The 17,564-nt window shown below is 67.1% G+C and carries 13 protein-coding genes; 5 read left to right on the top strand and 8 right to left on the bottom strand.

The features are described 5' to 3' along the window. Positions 1–18 precede the first annotated feature (18 nt). From phnE to ETQ85_RS11150, 8 genes are all read right to left on the bottom strand, one after another. The gene (phnE, locus tag ETQ85_RS11185) at positions 19–789 is read right to left on the bottom strand and encodes a phosphonate ABC transporter, permease protein PhnE (protein WP_148579136.1); all 771 of its coding nucleotides are present in this window, start codon (positions 787–789) and stop codon (positions 19–21) included. An 85-nt stretch (positions 790–874) separates the two neighbouring features. Next, positions 875–1,696, bottom strand: coding sequence for a PhnE/PtxC family ABC transporter permease (locus tag ETQ85_RS11180; RefSeq protein ID WP_148579135.1), 822 nt, complete (start codon positions 1,694–1,696; stop codon positions 875–877). 88 nt (positions 1,697–1,784) lie between these two features. Beyond that, a complete protein-coding gene (locus ETQ85_RS11175) occupies positions 1,785–2,603 on the bottom strand; it encodes a phosphonate ABC transporter ATP-binding protein (protein ID WP_148579134.1) in 819 nt (272 codons plus the stop codon). Between the two features lie 17 nt (positions 2,604–2,620). Further along, positions 2,621–3,502, bottom strand: coding sequence for a putative selenate ABC transporter substrate-binding protein (locus ETQ85_RS11170; protein WP_148579133.1), 882 nt, complete (start codon positions 3,500–3,502; stop codon positions 2,621–2,623). Positions 3,503–3,633: 131 nt separating this feature from the next. After that, positions 3,634–4,563: a DMT family transporter gene (locus ETQ85_RS11165; protein ID WP_246128743.1), complete on the bottom strand. Its 930-nt coding sequence runs from the start codon at positions 4,561–4,563 to the stop codon at positions 3,634–3,636. Further along, the gene (locus ETQ85_RS11160) at positions 4,560–6,068 is read right to left on the bottom strand and encodes an NYN domain-containing protein (RefSeq protein WP_148579132.1); all 1,509 of its coding nucleotides are present in this window, start codon (positions 6,066–6,068) and stop codon (positions 4,560–4,562) included. The genes ETQ85_RS11165 and ETQ85_RS11160 overlap by 4 nt, the downstream gene beginning before the upstream one ends. 59 nt (positions 6,069–6,127) lie before the next feature. Beyond that, positions 6,128–7,936, bottom strand: a complete 1,809-nt coding sequence (gene tfpB, locus ETQ85_RS11155) for a type IV pilus assembly ATPase TfpB (RefSeq protein ID WP_148579131.1) — start codon at positions 7,934–7,936, stop codon at positions 6,128–6,130. A 169-nt stretch (positions 7,937–8,105) separates the two neighbouring features. Continuing rightward, on the bottom strand, positions 8,106–8,312 hold the full coding sequence (locus ETQ85_RS11150) for a hypothetical protein (protein ID WP_148579130.1): 207 nt from the start codon (positions 8,310–8,312) through the stop codon (positions 8,106–8,108). Positions 8,313–8,467: 155 nt separating this feature from the next. Between ETQ85_RS11150 and ETQ85_RS11145 the strand changes: the two genes are divergently transcribed. The 5 genes from ETQ85_RS11145 (at position 8,468) to pbpC (ending at position 17,559) form a co-directional block, all read left to right on the top strand. Next, positions 8,468–8,743 carry a ComEA family DNA-binding protein gene (locus ETQ85_RS11145; protein ID WP_148579129.1) on the top strand — a complete coding sequence of 92 codons (276 nt, stop codon included), beginning with the start codon at positions 8,468–8,470 and terminating at the stop codon, positions 8,741–8,743. Positions 8,744–8,878: 135 nt separating this feature from the next. Continuing rightward, positions 8,879–9,088 carry a hypothetical protein gene (locus ETQ85_RS11140; RefSeq protein ID WP_148579128.1) on the top strand — a complete coding sequence of 70 codons (210 nt, stop codon included), beginning with the start codon at positions 8,879–8,881 and terminating at the stop codon, positions 9,086–9,088. Between the two features lie 109 nt (positions 9,089–9,197). Beyond that, positions 9,198–14,315 (top strand): alpha-2-macroglobulin family protein, encoded by a 5,118-nt coding sequence (locus tag ETQ85_RS11135; protein WP_246128742.1) that lies wholly within the window; start codon positions 9,198–9,200, stop codon positions 14,313–14,315. A gap of 15 nt (positions 14,316–14,330) precedes the next feature. Then, entirely contained in the window at positions 14,331–15,206 is an 876-nt protein-coding gene (locus tag ETQ85_RS11130; RefSeq protein WP_148579126.1) for a CPBP family intramembrane glutamic endopeptidase, read from the top strand. 13 nt (positions 15,207–15,219) lie between these two features. Beyond that, a complete protein-coding gene (gene pbpC / locus ETQ85_RS11125) occupies positions 15,220–17,559 on the top strand; it encodes a penicillin-binding protein 1C (protein WP_148579125.1) in 2,340 nt (779 codons plus the stop codon). Positions 17,560–17,564: the final 5 nt, after the last annotated feature.

The raw sequence follows: 17,564 nt of genomic DNA, 5'->3' as shown, positions 1-17,564 counted from the left end.
CGCGTCGGCGGGTCATCCTCAAGCGGCGGCCCGCCGCAGCCACGCACTCGCCCCATCCACCGCAATGGCCATCGCCAGCATGGCCAGGATCACCGTGCTCGCCTGGGCTTCGTGGAACAGGGACAGGCTGTAGTAGAGCAGGGCGCCGAGACCACCGGCCCCGACAAAACCAAGAATCGCCGCCATCCGGATGTTCATCTCCCAGCGATACAGGCCGTAGGCCAGCCACTGCGATGCCACCAGCGGCAGGGTGCCGTAGAAGAAGCTCGCCAGTGCCGGCGCACCGCCACCGACCAGCGCCTCAGCTGGCGCCGGCGGGGTGTTTTCAAGGGCTTCGGCAAACAGGCGGCCAAGCACGCCGGTGGTGTGCAGGGCCAATGCCAGCGTGCCGGCAAAGGGACCGAGGCCGGCGGCCAGCACCATCAGCGTGGCCCACACCAGTTCCGGCACCGAACGCAGCAGGTTGAGAATGAAGCGCGCGCCCATCCGCGCCGCAACACCGTGCCGTCCGGCCGCCGGCAAGGCCAGCAGCGCCCCGACCAGCGCCGCCAGCAGCGTGCTGAGCAGCGAGATGGCGAGGGTTTCCAGCGTCGCAAAACCCACCTTGGCGAGAAAGTCCGGCGACAGATCGGGCGGAAAGAAGCGCTTCACGAAGCTCACCGCCTCGTCCACCGCCGAGCCCGAAAACAGCGCTCCGAGAGGCATGTCGAGGTAGGCGAAGCTCGCCCCCACCGCCGCCAGCACCAGGGCCACGGCAAACAGCGCACCAACGGAAACGCCCGCCCTCATCGCATCGCCCCCGTGGGTCGGACTTCAGTCCGACAACACGCGTCATCGAAGGCTCTTGTCGGACTGAAGTCCGACCCACGGGGGCTCATGCCAGCCTCCGGCGCAGCAATTCGCTGAGGGCGTCAGCCGCCAGCACCAGTACCAGGAAGGTCGCCAGAATGCTCGCCGCCTCACCACCGTTGAGCATTTTCATCGACTGGTCCATCAACTGGCCAAGCCCGCCGGCGCCGACAAAACCCATCACTACTGACGCGCGCACCGCGCATTCCCAGCGATACACGGTGTAGGACACCAGCTCCCGCGCGGCATTGGGCAACAGGCCGTAGCACAGCGCAGCCAGGCGGCCGCTGCCGGCTTCGAGCAGGGTGCGCACCGGACGGGCGTCGCTGGATTCGAGGATTTCGCCGTACACCTTGCCGAGCATGCCGCCGTAGGTGATACCCAGGGCCAGCACGCCGGCCGCTGCGCCAAGACCGAAGACGCGCACAAAGAGCAGCGCCCACACCAGCTCCGGCACGCCGCGCAACACGGCCAGAACACCCCGGGCCAGCGCCCGGATCAACGTGCCCAACCAGCCGCCGCGCCCCGGCCCGAGGCGGGCGATGGACAGGCTGCGGGTCAGGATCAGGCCGAGGGGGACCGCCAGCAGCACGGCCAGCGCAATGCCGGCGGTGGCCATCGCAAGGGTCTCGACGGTGGCCTTGCCGAGCAGGGCAAGAAAATCCGGCGCGGTTTCCGGGGGCAGGAAGCCCGCCACGAAATGCCCCATCGCATTCAGATTGCCGGCCTCGAACAGCGCCGCCGGCTTGAATTCGGCCAGCTGCAGCAGCGGCCACAGCAGCACCAGCGCAGCGAGGGTCCAGCCCAGGCGGGGCAGGGCGGCCGGATCTCGCACGGCAGTGCTCATCGCCACACCCCCCGTGGGTCGGACTTCAGTCCGACAACACACGCCATCGAAGGCCCATGTCGGACTGAAGTCCGACCCACGAAATCGTTCATGCGCAGCGCAGCGGGGGCAGATCGACGATGGCTGGTGCCTCGTCCGGTGCCACCGATCCGGCCAGTGGCAGGCCGCCTTCAGCCGCGTAAAGCTCGCGCAGCAAGGCTTCGGTGACGGATGCGGCCGGCAGGTCGAAGAGGATGGCGCCGTCCTTCACCCCGACCACCCGCGGAAAGTGGCGCAGGGCCAGGTCCACCGCGTGCAGGCTGGCCACCAGGGTCACGCCGCGGCGAACCGCCTCTTCGTTGAGCAAGGCCACGGTGAGTTCGGAAAGGGCCGGGTCCATGGCCGACACCGGCTCGTCGGCGAGCAGCAGGTCGGGCTTCTGGTACAGCACCCGGGCCAGCGCCACGCGCTGGAGCTGGCCGCCGGACAGGCGGTCGCAGCGCTCGTAGAGCCGGTCCGCCAGGTCGAGGCGGGCCAGTTCGGCCTGGGCGCCCTGCGGGTCGGCGGGCAGCACCAGCGAGGCCAGGGATTTCCACAGCGGCCACTGGCCGAGCCGACCAGCCAGCACGGCGGTCACCACCCGCTGCCTCGGCGGGATCGGCGGCGACTGGTGCACCAGCCCGATGCGCGCCCGCAAGCCGCGCAGCTTTCGCGGCGAGCACGCCCACGGTTCCCCGTCGAGCAGGCGCACACACCCTTCGCCAGGGCGCAGGGACGCGGCGATGACCCGCAGCAGGGTCGTCTTGCCGGCCCCCGAGGCGCCGATCAGGGCCAACCGTTCGCCCGGCGCCACCTGCATGTCGACACCGGCGAGCGCCCGGAAACCGTTGGCGTGGGTCAGCCCGACGCCTTCGAGGGTGAAACCCATGATGATTCCGGGTCGGCTTACTTCAGCAGACCGGCCGCGTGGGCGGCCGCTTCGATGCCCTTGTAGTTCTCCGCCTTGGTGGGGATGAACTTGCTGGCCCGCTGCAGGGCCATGATTTCCTTGTGGGCCGGGTTGGCCGGGTCGAGCTTGAGGAAGGCCTGGGTGATCTTGGCCTGGATCTTCGGGTCGAGGTCGCCGCGCACCGTCCAGTTGTAGTCAAAGTAGGGCGGCGTGGTGGCAAAGACGCGCACCTTGCTCGTATCCACCTTCTTCTGCTCGACCAGCTTGTCCCACACCGAGGCGTTGAGCACCCCGGCGTCCACCTTGCCGGCCTGCACGAAGGCGACGGTGGCGTCATGGGCGCCCGAGAAGGCCACGTTCTTGAAGTCCTTGTCCGGATTCAGGCTTTCGAGGCTCAGGAAGTAGCGCGGCATCAGGTGGCCGGAGGTGGAGGAGGGCGCACCGAAGGCGAAAGTCTTGCCCTTCAGGTCGGCCAGGCTGTGGATGCTGTCGCTGGCGGTGATGAATTTCGAGGTGAATTTCGAATCCTCGACGCGCTGGACCAGGGGTACCGCAGTGCCGTTGGTGCGGATCTTGGCCTGGACGAAGGTGAAGCCGCCAAACCAGGCCAGGTCGATCTTGCGGGTTGCCAGCGCTTCGACCACGGCGGCGTAGTCGGTCACCGGCACGAAGCTGACCTTCATCCCGGTTTCGGCTTCCAGGTAGGCGCCAAGGGGGGCGAACTTGCGCTGCAGTTCGGTGGGCGCTTCGTCGGGAATCGCAGAAACCCGCAGCACGTCCTCGGCCTGGGCGGCGAAGGGCAGGCCGGCAACGGCGGCAAGAACGGAAACAGCACAGGCACGCAGCAGCGCGCGCCGCGGGAAGGGCACGGAATTCATGGAAAGCTCCTCAAGGGGGTGCGCACTGAAGCGGCACCAGCCGCCGGGACGGGCAGGAGATCGGCCCCGGCTTACATTTCGGGGGAAGCCCCCGCGGATGAATCAAAGCGGTACACAGACCGCGGGGCGGACTATAGCGGCGGCAAGCGGCGCTGTACAGGCGCGCCGGACCGCCGGCTCGCCATCCACCCGAACAGGGACAGCAGCGCCAGCCCGCCGCCGATCAGCAGGATGCCGGCGATCTCGCTGGTCTTGAAGTCCTCGCCCAGCGTCAGCCGCGACGACAGGATCGCCACCACCGGCGTCCCGAGCACCGACAGACTGGCTTCCCAGGCCGGCACGCGGTCGAGGATCCAGATCCACAACCACCAGCACAGCGCCACGCTGGCCATCGACAAAAAGCTGATGATGGCGATGTAATCGGACGACCAGTCGGTGGCGCGCTCCGGCACCAGCGCCGCCAGCACAACCAGCGGCACCGAACCTACGATCATCTGCCAGGTGGTCAGCACCAGCAGATCCACCGGCTGACGGCTGCGCAGGCGCTTGATGAGGATGGTGCCGACGGCCCAGCACAGCGCCGCGCTGAGGCCGAGAAACTTGCTGAACAGGCTGGCGTGCATGTTCCACGGCGCGATGATCAGCAACAGGCCGGCCAGCGTGCTGCCGGCGGCGATCCACTGCTTGCCGCGCACCCGCTCACCCAGAATCGGCCAGGCCAGCAGCAGCGTCCAGATCGGCATCGTGAAGATGAGTACCGCCGTCTTGCCCGGCCCGCCTTCCACCAGCGCCCAGGTCTGGAAGGCCACGAAGCCGGTGACCTGCACCAGCCCGATGGCCAGCGTCGGCCCCGGCGCCACCAGGCGCAGCGAGCGCCCGGTAAGCTTGACCGCCAGCACCAGCGCCAGTGCGCCGCCGACGCAGCGCTGGGCCGCCAGCGCAAAGGGCGAGGCGTAGGCCAGGCCCTGCTTGAGCAACACCCAGGTGTAGCCCCAGGTACAGGACAGGACGATCAGGGCCAGCGCCGGCAACCAGCGTGCAAGGGAGGGTGCCGGAATCACTCCTCCGTCTTGCGCGGACGCCGGCTACGCGCAGCGGGTTTGCGAGCCGGCTTGGCGGCAGTTTCAGCAGATGCCGGCGGGGCCGACGCTTCGCCAGATGCAGCGGATTCGGACGGCACGACTTCGGTAGTCTGATCTGCCGTCTTGCGTCCGCTGCGCCCTTTTCGACGCGTCTCCGTTCTGGCTTCGGGCTCGGCAACAGCGGGTTCGGCCACCAAGTCGGACGCCACTGCCTCCGGCGCTTGCTCCTTCGGCTTGCGGCTGCCCCTGCTGCGGCGACGCTCTTCCTTGGCGACTGGCGGGCTTGCCGCTTCAACCGGCGGCGCGGGTACAGCCGGCGCTTCAACAGCTTCCGGTACCGACGCAAGCTGCTCGACAGCCGGCTTGCGTTCGCCTCTCCCCCGACGCGGCGGGCGACGGGTCTCGGCCGGCTCGACGTGCTCGATGGGCGCGGAAGGCAACGCAAGCGGCTCGTCGCGGGCAGCAAACTCGGATTGGGCGACGTGCTCGGCATAGGCGGCTTCGAGTTCGCTCTGCGCCGTTGCCACGTTGTCGACGACGCTCTTGCGCGCGCCCCGGCCATTGCGCCGCGACGGGCGACGCTCGGCGGGAACGGGCACGACCTCGACGCCAGACTCCACCGTCTGCGCCTGTTCCACCACCGCCGACTCGCTGCGGGCGGCAGCACCGGAACGATAAACGTAAGTCCCTGATTTCTCGTCGCGGCCGAATTCCAGCAGGCCACGCGCCTGGGCTTCTTCGAGCAGGTTGCCGAAGGCCCGGAAGCCGTAGCGCCCCTCGCTGAAATCGGGCTTGCGGCGCTTGATCGCCTCCTTCAGCACCGACGCCCAGATCTTGCCGCTGTCGCCCCGTTCGGCCATCAGGGCCTCGAAGGTGGACACGGCCAGTTCGATGCCACGAGTCTTGCGACCTTCCTGCTCGTCCTTGCGGCCCTTCTCTTCGGCCGGGGAGCGCCGTGTGCTGGGCTGGGCTTCGCGCGGCTCGCGCTTGGCCGAGGTGCGCTGCATCTCGCGCACCAGGTCGTCGTAGAAGATGAATTCGTCGCAGTTGGCGATCAGCAGGTCGGAAGTCGATTGCTTCACCCCCACGCCAATCACCTGCTTGTTGTTTTCGCGCAGCTTGGAAACCAGCGGCGAGAAGTCGGAATCGCCACTGATGATGACGAAGGTATTGACGTGGGACTTGGTGTAGCACAGGTCGAGGGCATCCACGACAAGACGGATGTCGGCCGAATTCTTGCCGGACTGGCGTACGTGGGGAATTTCGATGAGCTCGAAATTGGCCTCGTGCATGGTGGCCTTGAAACCCTTGTAGCGCTCCCAGTCGCAATAGGCTTTTTTGACGACGATGCTGCCCTTGAGCAGCAGGCGCTCGAGAATCGGCTTGATGTCGAACTTCTCGAAATTGGCGTCACGCACGCCGAGCGCCACATTTTCGAAGTCGCAGAACAACGCCATGCTGACGTTTTCAGAAGATGAGGCCATGCTGTTCTCCAGTGAAATGCCGGACTGTTTGGTCACGCGGAAGCGAGGGTACCCGCAAATCAGCGCCCCGACTCATGTTCCGCTGGCGGCGCCACCTTGACCACCTCGGCCAGGGTGGTGGTTCCCGCGGCCACCTTGAGCGCGCCGGACAGGCGCAGAGGCTTCATGCCCTCGCGCACGGCCAGGTCACGCACCCGGGCGAGATCCACCTCGCCGCCCACCGCCTTCCGTACCTCCGGCGACATGAGCAGGATCTCGTACAAGCCGATGCGCCCCATGTAGCCGGTCATGCGGCATTCGATGCAGCCGATGGCGCGGTGGATGCGGGCCGGCCGGGTGGCCTTCCAGGGCGTCACCAGATGATCCCAGATCGCTTCTTCCTCGGGCGTCATCGGATGCGCCTGCTTGCAGTGCGGGCACAGGATGCGCACCAGGCGCTGGGCCATGATGCCGAGCAGCGTGGCGTTGAGCAGGTAGGCCGGCACGCCCAGGTCGAGCATGCGGGTGACCGCCGACGGGGCGTCGTTGGTGTGCAGCGTCGATAACACCAGGTGACCGGTGAGGGCTGCCTGGATGGCCATCTCGGCGGTTTCCAGGTCGCGGATTTCGCCGACCATGATGATGTCCGGATCCTGCCGCATCAGCGCCCGCACACCCTCGGCAAAGCCCAGGTCGATGGCCGGGTGCACCTGCATCTGGTTGAAGGCCGGCTCGACCATCTCGATCGGGTCTTCGATGGTGCACACATTCACTTCGGGCGTGGCCAGCTGCTTGAGGGTTGAATACAGCGTGGTGGTCTTGCCCGAACCGGTCGGGCCGGTGACCAGGATGATGCCGTTGGGGCGCCCGGAAATGGAATTCCAGCGCGCCTCGTCTTGCTCCGAAAAACCCAGTTCGGTGAGGTTGCGCACCAGCACCTCGGGATCGAAGATGCGCATCACCAGCTTTTCGCCAAAGGCGGTGGGCAGCGTGGACAGGCGCAGCTCGACTTCCTTGCCGCTGGTCACCCGCGTCTTGATGCGGCCGTCCTGCGGGCGGCGCTTTTCCACCACGTCCATGCGCCCGAGGATCTTGATGCGGCTGGTCATCGCCGTCATCACGCTCATCGGCATCTGGTACACCTGATGCAGCACCCCGTCGATACGAAAGCGCACCAGCCCCATGTCGCGCCGCGGCTCGATGTGGATGTCGCTGGCGCGCTGCTCGAAGGCGTACTGCCACAACCAGTCGACGATATTGACGATGTGCCGGTCGTTGGCGTCGAACTGGCGATTGACCTGACCCAGCTCGACCAGTTGCTCGAAGGACGAAGCGCCGCCATGGCCACCGCTCTGTGCCGCGTTCTTCACCGAACGGGCCAGGTTGTAGAACTCCACCAGGTAGCGCGCCACATCGGCCGGATTGGCCAGCACGCGGCGGATGTCCTTTTTGAGGATGCCGGCAACTTCCGCTTCCCACTCGCGCAGGTAAGGCTGGGTGGTGGCCACCACCACTTCACGCAGGCCCACCTGCACCGGCAGCACGCCAAACCGGGTCGCGTAGGCAGAGGACATCACTGCGGTGACGGCGGCAAAATCGATTTTCAGGGGGTCGATGCGCAGGTAATCCAGCTCCACCTTGCCGGCCAGCCATTCGGTCAACTCTTCGAGGGTCAGCACCCGGTGGGGCGGCAGCTTCGAGGGCCATTTCTGGCCGGCGATGAGGATCAACGGATGGATATCGGCGCTGCGCTGGGCCTGGCCCACGCGCAGGGCGTCGGCATCGGCCCGCTCGACAAGGCGATCGGCCACCAACAGGTCGAGTACCTCGAGCAGGGTGAGGCGGTGTTCAGGGGCGGTATTCCCCGTTTTTCGAGACGTGGACGGCATCGGCAGGCTTCGGCAGCAGACATGCCACCCGGAAGTGTCCGGACAGCTGGAGGGAGTCTACCCATCTGCCCGGAATTTATCGTGGAAATCGACGATACCGATTTTCAGATCGCAACTGCCGGACATTTGCCCATCTTTACCCACCTTGCCGGCCACCAGGGCCGACATCTCACCAGCCCCCCCGGTTGCCCCGGTCGTAGCCGCGATCATGGCGGCGCTCGTAACCCCGGTAAGGCATCGGCCGTGCCGGCGGCACCACCATGACGGGCGCGTCGGCATAGCCGTGATGACGGTGACCATGACCAGGACCGACGGGCAACACGACACAGCCTCCAAGGGACGCAGCGGCAAGAATGATGCAGATGAGGCGTTTCATGACTGACTCCGGGAAAGAACGTCTTCCTTCAACGCGCCGCGCATCAATCGGTTAGTAGAAAACGATCTCCAAATGTTGCGATAGCCGGCCAAACCCCTTGCCAATGACATATAAGTTGGCAGTAAAATGACAACGTCACTCAACCGGAGAAAACCATGAAGCGCATCCTGTCCCTCATCGGCCTCACCCTTGCCGGCATCAACCTGGCATTTGCAGCAGTGAACATCAACACCGCCACCCCGGGCGAACTCGACGGCGTAAAGGGCATCGGCCCCTCCAAGGCCCAGGCCATCGTCGATTACCGAACCAAGAACGGTCCCTTCAAGAGCGTCGACGACCTCAAGAACGTCAAGGGTTTCGGCGACAAGAGCATCACCAAGCTGAAGGACGAACTCAGCGTCTCCGGCGGAGCCGAAGCGGCCAAAAAGTAAGCCTGCCAGGCCCGGCTCCGCGCCGGGCCTGATCGATCAACACGCCGCTTTATCCGACGCACGCATGACGTCGGTGCAAAACGGGACTACCGTTGCGGGCATCCACCCCGTCCGCTTCCCGCACCGGAGAACCTCATGCCCCGCCGCCTTCTTCCCTTTCTCCTCGCCGGCCTTCTCACGGCCTGCGGCCTTGATGCTGCCAGCAGTGCCGCCACTGCCGCCAGACTCAAGGCCCGCGAGGCCGAACAGGCCCAGACCCTGAAGCAAAACATCGAGCAGCAACTTGACGCCGCCCGCCAGCAGGAAGAGCAGCGCCGCAAGGACGCCGAAGCCGCCAGCCGCTAAGGCCGGCGCTCGTCCTTCCCGCCAGGCCTGCCCTCGGGTAGATTGGCGGCTGAATCTCCCCGTCATGCAAGCCGGTGCGAAGTGGCGCCAGCTCGAAAGGAAGTCGCCCGTGATCGCCTCCACCCGCCGGGGCTTTGCCCTGATTCCTGTCCTGGTGGCACTGGCCATCACGCTGGCCGCCGGATTCTACTTTTTCACCCGCTCGAACCCCGGCGACGAAAGCGACGGCAGCAATGGCCCCTTCCGCCTGGTCGAGCTGGCCAACCGGGATTTCGACGGTTCCCCGGCCCTCGCCCTGACCTTCAGCCTGCCCCTCGACCCACGCCACGCCTACGACGGCGAGATCCAGGTCTTCGAGATGCCCCCGCGGGACGGCGAGGTGACCGGCACCGGCACTGACGGCGACAACGATGGCGAAGGTGGCGACAGCCAGACCGCCAACGCCCAGGCCGCCGCTCCGGTCAGTACCGATCCCAAGGACGTGGCCACCGACGGCGGCAAGCAGGTCAAGGGCGCCTGGACAGTCGGCGACAATCCGCGCCTGCTGTTCTTCCCGCACATCAAGCCCCAGGCCCGCTACGTGGTGAAGGTGGCGGCCGGTCTGCCGGCTCGCGGCGATGGCAAGCTCGATGCCGAATCCCGCCTGTCGATCCGCACCGCCGCCGTCTCGCCGGCCTACTACTTCGCCAGCCGCGGCATGGTCCTGCCGGCCAAGCAGAACGGCGGCCTGCCGGTCGTCACGGTGAATGTGCCCGAGGTGGACATCCAGTTCCTGCGGGTCCGGCCCGACCAATTGCCGCGCTTTCTCGACCGGGTCATCAGTCAGGCCAGGGCGCCCAAGCCCGCGCCGGGCACCGAAGCCGAAGGAGAGGACGAAGGCGAAGAATACGACTACGAAAACCGCCGCCTGAACCTGCGCGGCGCCGTCGGCAACTGGGAACTCGACAGCCTCCACAGCCTCACCGACAGCGTTTATTCCGGCCGTTTCGTCACCGAACAGCAGGCCAACCGGCGCAGCGTCACCTTCATCCCGGTCGAGGACATCAAGGAGCTCAAGGAGCCCGGCGTCTACATCGCCGTGATGAGCCAGCCCAACCGCTTCCGCTACGACTACCAGGTGAGCTATTTCTACGTCAGCGACCTGGGCCTGCACGTACGCCTGTTCGACAAGGGCGCCGACGCGGTGGTCAGCTCCCTGACCGACGGCAAAGGCCTGCGCAATGTCGAAATCCAGTGGCTCGACCAGGCTGGCAAGGTGCTGGCCCGCGGCGAAACCGACGGCGACGGCCGCGCCAGTTTCGCCGAACGCCCGAAGGACGCCCGCGTGATCCTCGCTCGCCAGGGCCAGCAGGTATCGCTGATCGCCACCCGCGAGCCGGCGCTCGATCTGTCCGAATTCGACATCGCCGGCTTGCCCGGGCGGGCCGTACGCCTGTTTCCGTGGTCCGGCCGCAACCTCTACCGCCCCGGCGAACGCTTCGAGCTGTCTGTCCTGGCCCGTGACGCCGACGGTCGCCCGGTGCCGCCCCAGCCGGTACAGGCCATCCTCAAGCGTCCCGACGGCAAGAGCCAGTTCACCGCCAGCTGGCAGCCGGATGCCGGCTTTGGCGGCTATTACCGCCGCCCCATCGAATTACCCGCTGACGCCCCGACCGGCGCCTGGGTACTCGAACTGCGCGCCGACCCGGCCGACAAGCTGCCCACCAACACCTACCGCTTCGGCGTCGAGGAATTCCTGCCCGAGCGCATGAAGCTCGAACTCAACCCGGCCCACCCCAGCCTCGACGCGAAACAGCCTTTTGAACTGGCCGTGCAGGGCAGCTACCTCTACGGCGCCCCGGCTGCCGGCAACCGCCTGCTCGGCATCGTCCAGTACGAACGCCAGAAGAACCCGCTGGCCCAAAAGCTCCCCGACTTCGAGTTCGGCGATGCCAACGAAGACAGCGCCAGAAGCCGCGTCGAACTGGACGAAAGCAGCCTCGACGATACCGGCAAGGGCAGTTTCGACATCGACCTGGCACCGGTTGCCGAACGCCAGTCGCCCTTCACCGTGCGCGCCACCCTCAGCCTGCTGGAAAGCGGCGGCCGCCCGGTGATCCGCTCGGTCGAACGCGTCTATTGGCCGGCGCCGGTGCTGGTTGGCGTGCGTCCGCTGTTTACCGGTGATTACGCCCGGGAAGGCAGCCAGGCGCCCTTCGAGGTGATCCGTGCCGACCGCGACGGCGCCCTCAAGGCCGCCACGCTGCCGGCCCGCCTGTTCCGCGAAAACCGCGACTACTACTGGCGTTTCGACGACCAGCGTGGCTGGCATTCCGGCTTCACCGAAACCGAAGAACTGGTCGCCACCAGCAGCGTCACCCTTCCCGTCGGCGGCCGCGGCAAGCTGCAGATGCCGGTCAAATACGGCCGCTATCGCCTGGAAATCAGCGACCCGGAAACCGGCAAGACCCTCAAATACCGTTTCTACGCCGGCTGGAGCGCCCGCAACGACGAAGACCAGGGCATCCGCCCCGACCGGGTCGCCCTCAAGCTCGACAAGCCGGCCTACAAGGACGGTGACACGGCAAAACTCACCATCAGCCCGCCCCACGGCGGCCAGGCCCTGATCAGCATCGAAGGCGACCGGACCCTGTGGAGCAAGCGCATGGCCGTGCCCGATGGCGCCACCACCGTGGACATCCCGCTCGACAAGGAATGGCGCCGCCACGATCTTTACGTGTCGGTGATGGTGCTGCGCCCCGGCAGCGCCGGTGAAAAAGTCACCCCGGCGCGGGCCCTCGGCCTAGCCCATCTGCCGCTGGAACGCAGCGAGCGCAAGCTGGCGGTGAGCCTGGATGCACCGAAAAAGATGCTCCCCGAAACGCCCCTCAAGGTTAAGGTGAAAGTGCCCGCCGCCAAGGGCCAGAAAGCCGTGCTGACCCTGTCAGCGGTGGATGTGGGCATCCTCAACATCACCCGCTTCCCCAGCCCCGACCCCCACGGCCACTTCTTCGGCAAGCTGCGCTACGGGGCCGACCAGTACGACGTATATGGCCGTCTCATCGAAAAGATGACCGGCAAGAAGGGCAAGCTCAAGTTCGGTGGCGACGCGGCGCCCAAGCCCACCAACAGCCTTCCCAAGAAGGTCAAGCTGATCGACCTGTTCTCCGGCCCGGTCAGCCTCAACGAGCAGGGCGAGGCCGAAGTCACCCTGCAGGTGCCCGATTTCAACGGCAGCCTGCGCCTGATGGCGGTGGTCGCCACGCCGGAGCAGTTCGGCAGCGCCGACACCGAAGTGGTGGTGGCCGCCCCGCTGGTGGCCGAGTTATCCACACCGCGCTTCCTCACCGTGGGCGACAGCGCGGTGATCGCCCTCGACCTGCACAACCTGTCCGGTGCCGAGCAGAAACTGAAGGTGGAGCTCAGCTCCCCCGACGGCCTGCGCATCAACAACGCCAGCACCAGCCTCACGCTGCCCGACCAGCGCCGGCAGACCCTGCGCTTTCCGGTGGAGGCCGGCAGCGCCTTCGGTCTGGCCAGCGTGCAGGTGAATGTCAGCGGCGGGCCGCTCAAGCTGAACCGCCAGTTCGCGCTGCAGGTGCAGGCCCCCACGCCGCGCCAGCAGATCAGTCGCCGCTTCACCCTCGCCCCCGGCGAAACCCTCAACCTCAAGGACGCGGAAACCGGCGGCTTCCTGCGGAGTTCGGTGGAAGCCCATCTCGCCCTGTCGGATCAGCCGCCCATCGACGTGCGCAGCGCCATTCGTGGCCTACTGGTCTATCCCTACGGCTGCACCGAGCAGACCACCAGCACCGCCTACCCCCACGTGTTCGTCGATGAAGACGCCGCCCGCCGCTTCGGCCTCAAGCCCTTCACCCGCGAACAGCGCGCCGAAATGCTCGAAAAAGCCATCGCCCGGCTGGGTGCCATGCAGGCGCCCAACGGTGGCTTCAGCCTGTGGGGCAATGTCTCCGACTACGAATACTGGCTGTCGTCCTACGTCACCCACTTCCTGCTCGACGCCCGCGAACAGGGCTTCACGGTGCCGGTCCAGATGCAGCAGAAGGCCACCGATTTCCTGCTGCGCGCGCTGCAGGAAGGCGTTTCCGGTCTGCCCTCGGCCAAGCCGGTCTACAACGAAAACGCCATCTGGCAAGACCGCCACTACGCCGGCAACGGCCGCTTCGGCGTGCTTGCCTACGGCGCCTACGTGCTGGCGCGGGAATCCAAGGCCCCGCTGGCCACCCTGCGCCAGCTCTACGAACTGCGCGCCCAGGCCCACTCCGGCCTGGCCCTGGTCCAGCTCGGCATCGCCCTCAAACTGATGGGCGACGAAGGCCGCGCCACCACGGCCATCGCCGAAGGCATCGCCAAACCCCGCGACGGTGGCTACTGGTGGGGCGACTACGGCAGCCCGCTGCGCGACGCGGCCCTGTCCTACACCCTGCTGCAACGCCACAAGATTAGCGCCGCCGGCGCCGCCAACCTCGTCGCCATCACCGCCACCGAACTGGAGAAAAACCCCTGGACCAGCACCCAGGAGAAACTCGCCCTGTTCCTCATCGGCCGCGAACTGGGCACCCGCGACAAGGGCATCGCCTGGAGCGCCGAAATCGGGAGCACCAAGCCCGAAACCGTGAGTGGCCCCGGTAGCCAGATCCGCGCCGTCGATGCCGCCAGCCTCGCCAACGATCTGGCCATCCGCAACACCCACAAGGACAAGCTCTTCGTCGAACTGTCCATCGGCGGCAATCCGGCCAGAATGCCTGCCGCCCGCAGCGATGCCATCGCCCTGAGCCGCGAGCTTTACGACGGCGACGGCAAACCCATCGGCAAGCGCCCGCTGAAAGTCGGCGAAAGCGTGCTGGTGCGCCTCCAGGTCAAGCCGAAGATCCTCGTCGGCAACGGCCTGGTGGTTGATCGCATCCCGGCCGGGCTGGAGATCGAAAACCTCAACATCGTGCAGGGCGAAAAAATGGGCTCGGTCAGCATCGCCGGCATCGACCCGGCCGACGCCATGGCCGACCGGCGCATCCAGCACGTGGAATTCCGCGACGACCGCTTCGTCGCCGCGGTGCGCCTGCAGGGCGAGATCAACCTGTTCTACCGCGCCCGGGTGGTCACGCCCGGCAAGTTCGTCTTCCCGCCCCTCTACGCCGAAGACATGTACCGGCCCGACACCTACGGGCTGGCGGAAGGGGAGGGCAGCCTGACGGTCATCGACGGCAAGGAGAAAACCGCGCCCTGACAGGCTGCTGCTGCCGTGATCTCTCTCGCTGAAGCCAGCTTCATCCTGCTCGGGCTGGCCATTGCCGCCGTCTGGTGGCCGGTGGCCTGCCGGTTCGGAACGCTGGCCGTGCCCGCCTGGAGCCTGATTTTCACCGGCGCCTGTGCGAGCGCACTGGCCGCAGATATTGTGAGTTTTCCGGCGCTTGGCGGGCTGGGTCTGCTGGCCCTGGCCTGCCTGGCATCGCAACGCCAGGAGCGGGGCGTGGCCTTCGCCGCCAGCTGGCTGGCGGGAATCCTGGCGCTACTGCTGGCCCTGCACGCCTGGCCGGGTTTTCGGGCCTTGCCCATCGTCGAGGGCTGGCAAGCCAGCCCGGACGCACGCCCCTTCACCCTGCGCGCCGGCTTCGACAAGGCCACAGCGGGGCTGTTTCTGCTCGCCTTCTTTGCCCGGCGGGTCGAATCCCGGCGCGAACTCGGGCAGCTGATCGCCCGCATTTTGCCGCTTACCGCACTGATCGTGCTGACAACGCTCGGCGGCGCCTGGCTGTCCGGCTTCGTCCGGCCGGATTTCAAATGGCCGGACTTCGGCTGGCAGTTCATCGCCATCAACCTGCTGTTCACCTGCATTGCCGAAGAAACCTTCTTCCGCAGCCTGATCCAGGAAAAACTGCATCGGCTCTGTACCGCACGGCCCTGGGCCCGGCCGCTGCCGATCCTCCTTCCGGCGCTGCTGTTCGGCGCCGTCCATCTGTCGGGAGGCCTCCTCTACGCCAGCCTCGCCGGACTTGCCGGGCTCGGCTATGCCCTCATCTACGCGCGAACGCGGCGCATTGAAGCGGCCGTCATCGCCCATTTCAGCGTGAATCTGGTCCACTTCACGGGATTCACCTATCCCGGGCTGGCCCACTGAGGCCTGAACGCCCATGTCACCCAGCCTTGTTACCCCGCGCTTTCGACTCCTCCGCTACGGCCTGGCCGCGCTGTTGCTGGCGCTGCTGATCGCCGACCGGCTCTTCCCGCCCCCGCTACCCGGCCGCGATTCGCCCCACGCGCTGCTCATCGTGGCCCGCGACGGCACGCCGCTGCGCGCCTTCCCCGACCGCAATCACGTGTGGCGTCACCCGGTCACGCTCAATGAAGTCTCGCCCCTCTACCGGGAAGCCCTGCTGCGCTACGAGGATCGCTACTTCCGCTGGCATCCCGGGGTCAATCCCTTCGCCCTGCTGCGTGCTGCCGGCCAGTGGGCAACAAGCGGCCGCATTGTCTCGGGCGGCTCGACCCTCACCATGCAGGTCGCCCGTGTTCTGGAACCGACGCCGCGCACCGTCGCCGGCAAGGCCCGCCAGATCCTCCGTGCCGTGCAGCTCGAAGCCCGCCTGTCGAAGGACGAAATCCTCACCCTGTACCTGAATTACGCACCGATGGGCGGTGTGCTCGAAGGCGTCGAGGCCGCCAGCCGCGCCTACCTGGGCAAGCCGGCCCGCCGCCTGAGCCACGCTGAAGCGGCGCTGCTGGTGGTGCTGCCCCAGGCGCCGTCGCTGCTGCGCCCCGATCGTCACCCCAGCGCTGCCCGTGCAGCCCGGGACAAGGTCATCCAGCGCATGCACGGTAGCTGGCCCGAGGCCGACATCACCGACGCCCTGCAGGAACCCGCCTACGCCCAGACCCTGCGCGAACCACTGCTCGCCCCGCTGCTGGCCGAACGCCTGAAGAAAACCGCCGCCGGCCGCCCGCGCATCGACACCACCCTCGACCCGCAAGCCCAGCAAACCGTCGAACTGCTGCTCGCCGACCGCCTCGGCGCGCTGCCGGCGCGGGTCTCGATGGCGGCGTTGGTGGTGGATAACGCGACCCTCGAAGTCCGCGCCTACGCCGGCTCGGCCGACTTCACCGACAAGGAACGCTTCAGCCACGTGGACATGGTGCGGGCCCAGCGCTCGCCGGGCTCCACGCTCAAACCCTTCCTCTACGGCCTGGCCCTCGACGAGGGCCTGATCCACTCCGAATCCCTGCTAGCCGACGTGCCCCAATCTTTCGCCGGCTACCAGCCGGGCAACTTCCAGCAATCCTTCCACGGCCCGGTCAGCGTCGCCGAAGCCCTCACCAAATCGCTCAACGTGCCGGCGGTGGAGGTGCTGGAGCGCCTCGACCCGGTGCGCTTCGTGTCGCTGCTGCGGCGGGGCGGGCTGAAACTGGAATTTCCGAAGGGCGGCGAGCCCAACCTGGCAGTGATCCTCGGCGGCGCCAGCACCAGCCTCGAACAACTGGTTGGCGCCTACACCGCCTTCGCCCGCCAAGGCCTTGCCGGCAAGCCCCGCTACACGCCGGACGCGCCTGTGGAAGAGCAGCGCATGCTGTCGGCCGGGGCCGCCTTCATCATCCGCGACCTGCTCGAATCCGGCGGCCCGATGGGGCGGGCGGTGGAAAGTGGCGCCGGCATCCGCCGCGGCATCGCCTGGAAGACCGGCACCAGCTTCGGCTTTCGCGATGCGTGGTCGGTGGGCGTATCGGATCGATTCACCATCGGGGTATGGATCGGACGACCGGACGGCACGCCGAATCCCGGCTTCTTCGGCGCCAATATCGCCGCACCGCTGCTGGTCGATTTGTTTAATTCCCTCGACGCCGGCCCTCCGGGCCGGCGAACACCCCCGCCAAACGTGAAACAGGAGCGCATTTGCTGGCCCCTCGGCACGCGGGCCAGCCACGAGGACGCCAGCCTCTGCCAGCAAAGCCGGCTGGCGTGGACCCTCAACGACGCTGCCCCGCCCACCTTTCCCGACCGTCTGCGCGGCGGCGAAGCGCGCTACGCGATCCAGATCACCACCGACAGCCAGCTGCGCGCCCGTGCTAACTGCCACACCGGGCCCCTTGCCACGCGGCCAATGGCACGCTGGCCAGCGGTACTGGAACCCTGGCTGGACGAAGATTTGCGCCGTCGCGCGATACCGCCGGCGTGGGTCGCATCCTGTGCCGGCCAGGCACGCCCGGAGAGCGGCCTGAAGATTGTCGGCGCCAGCGATGGAGAAATCCTGCGGCGCCCCGTGGGTGGCAATGCCCCCCTGCTGCGCCTGGAGGTGCGTGGTCAGGCTGGCGGGCCTGGTCCGGGGGGGGAGGTGGTGTGGCTGGTCAACGGACGCCCCAGCGCCCGCCTGGCTGCCGGCAAGGGGTTCGAACAACGACTTGCCGAACCGGGACACTACGACATCACCGTGCTCGACGACACAGGCAGCTATGACCGCATCAGCCTCAGCGTGCGCTGAACGGC

Source organism: Zoogloea oleivorans (assembly GCF_008107625.1).
Lineage (GTDB): Bacteria > Pseudomonadota > Gammaproteobacteria > Burkholderiales > Rhodocyclaceae > Zoogloea > Zoogloea oleivorans.
Note: the sequence above shows the minus strand (reverse complement) of the source record. Positions and strands in the feature narration are given on the sequence as shown.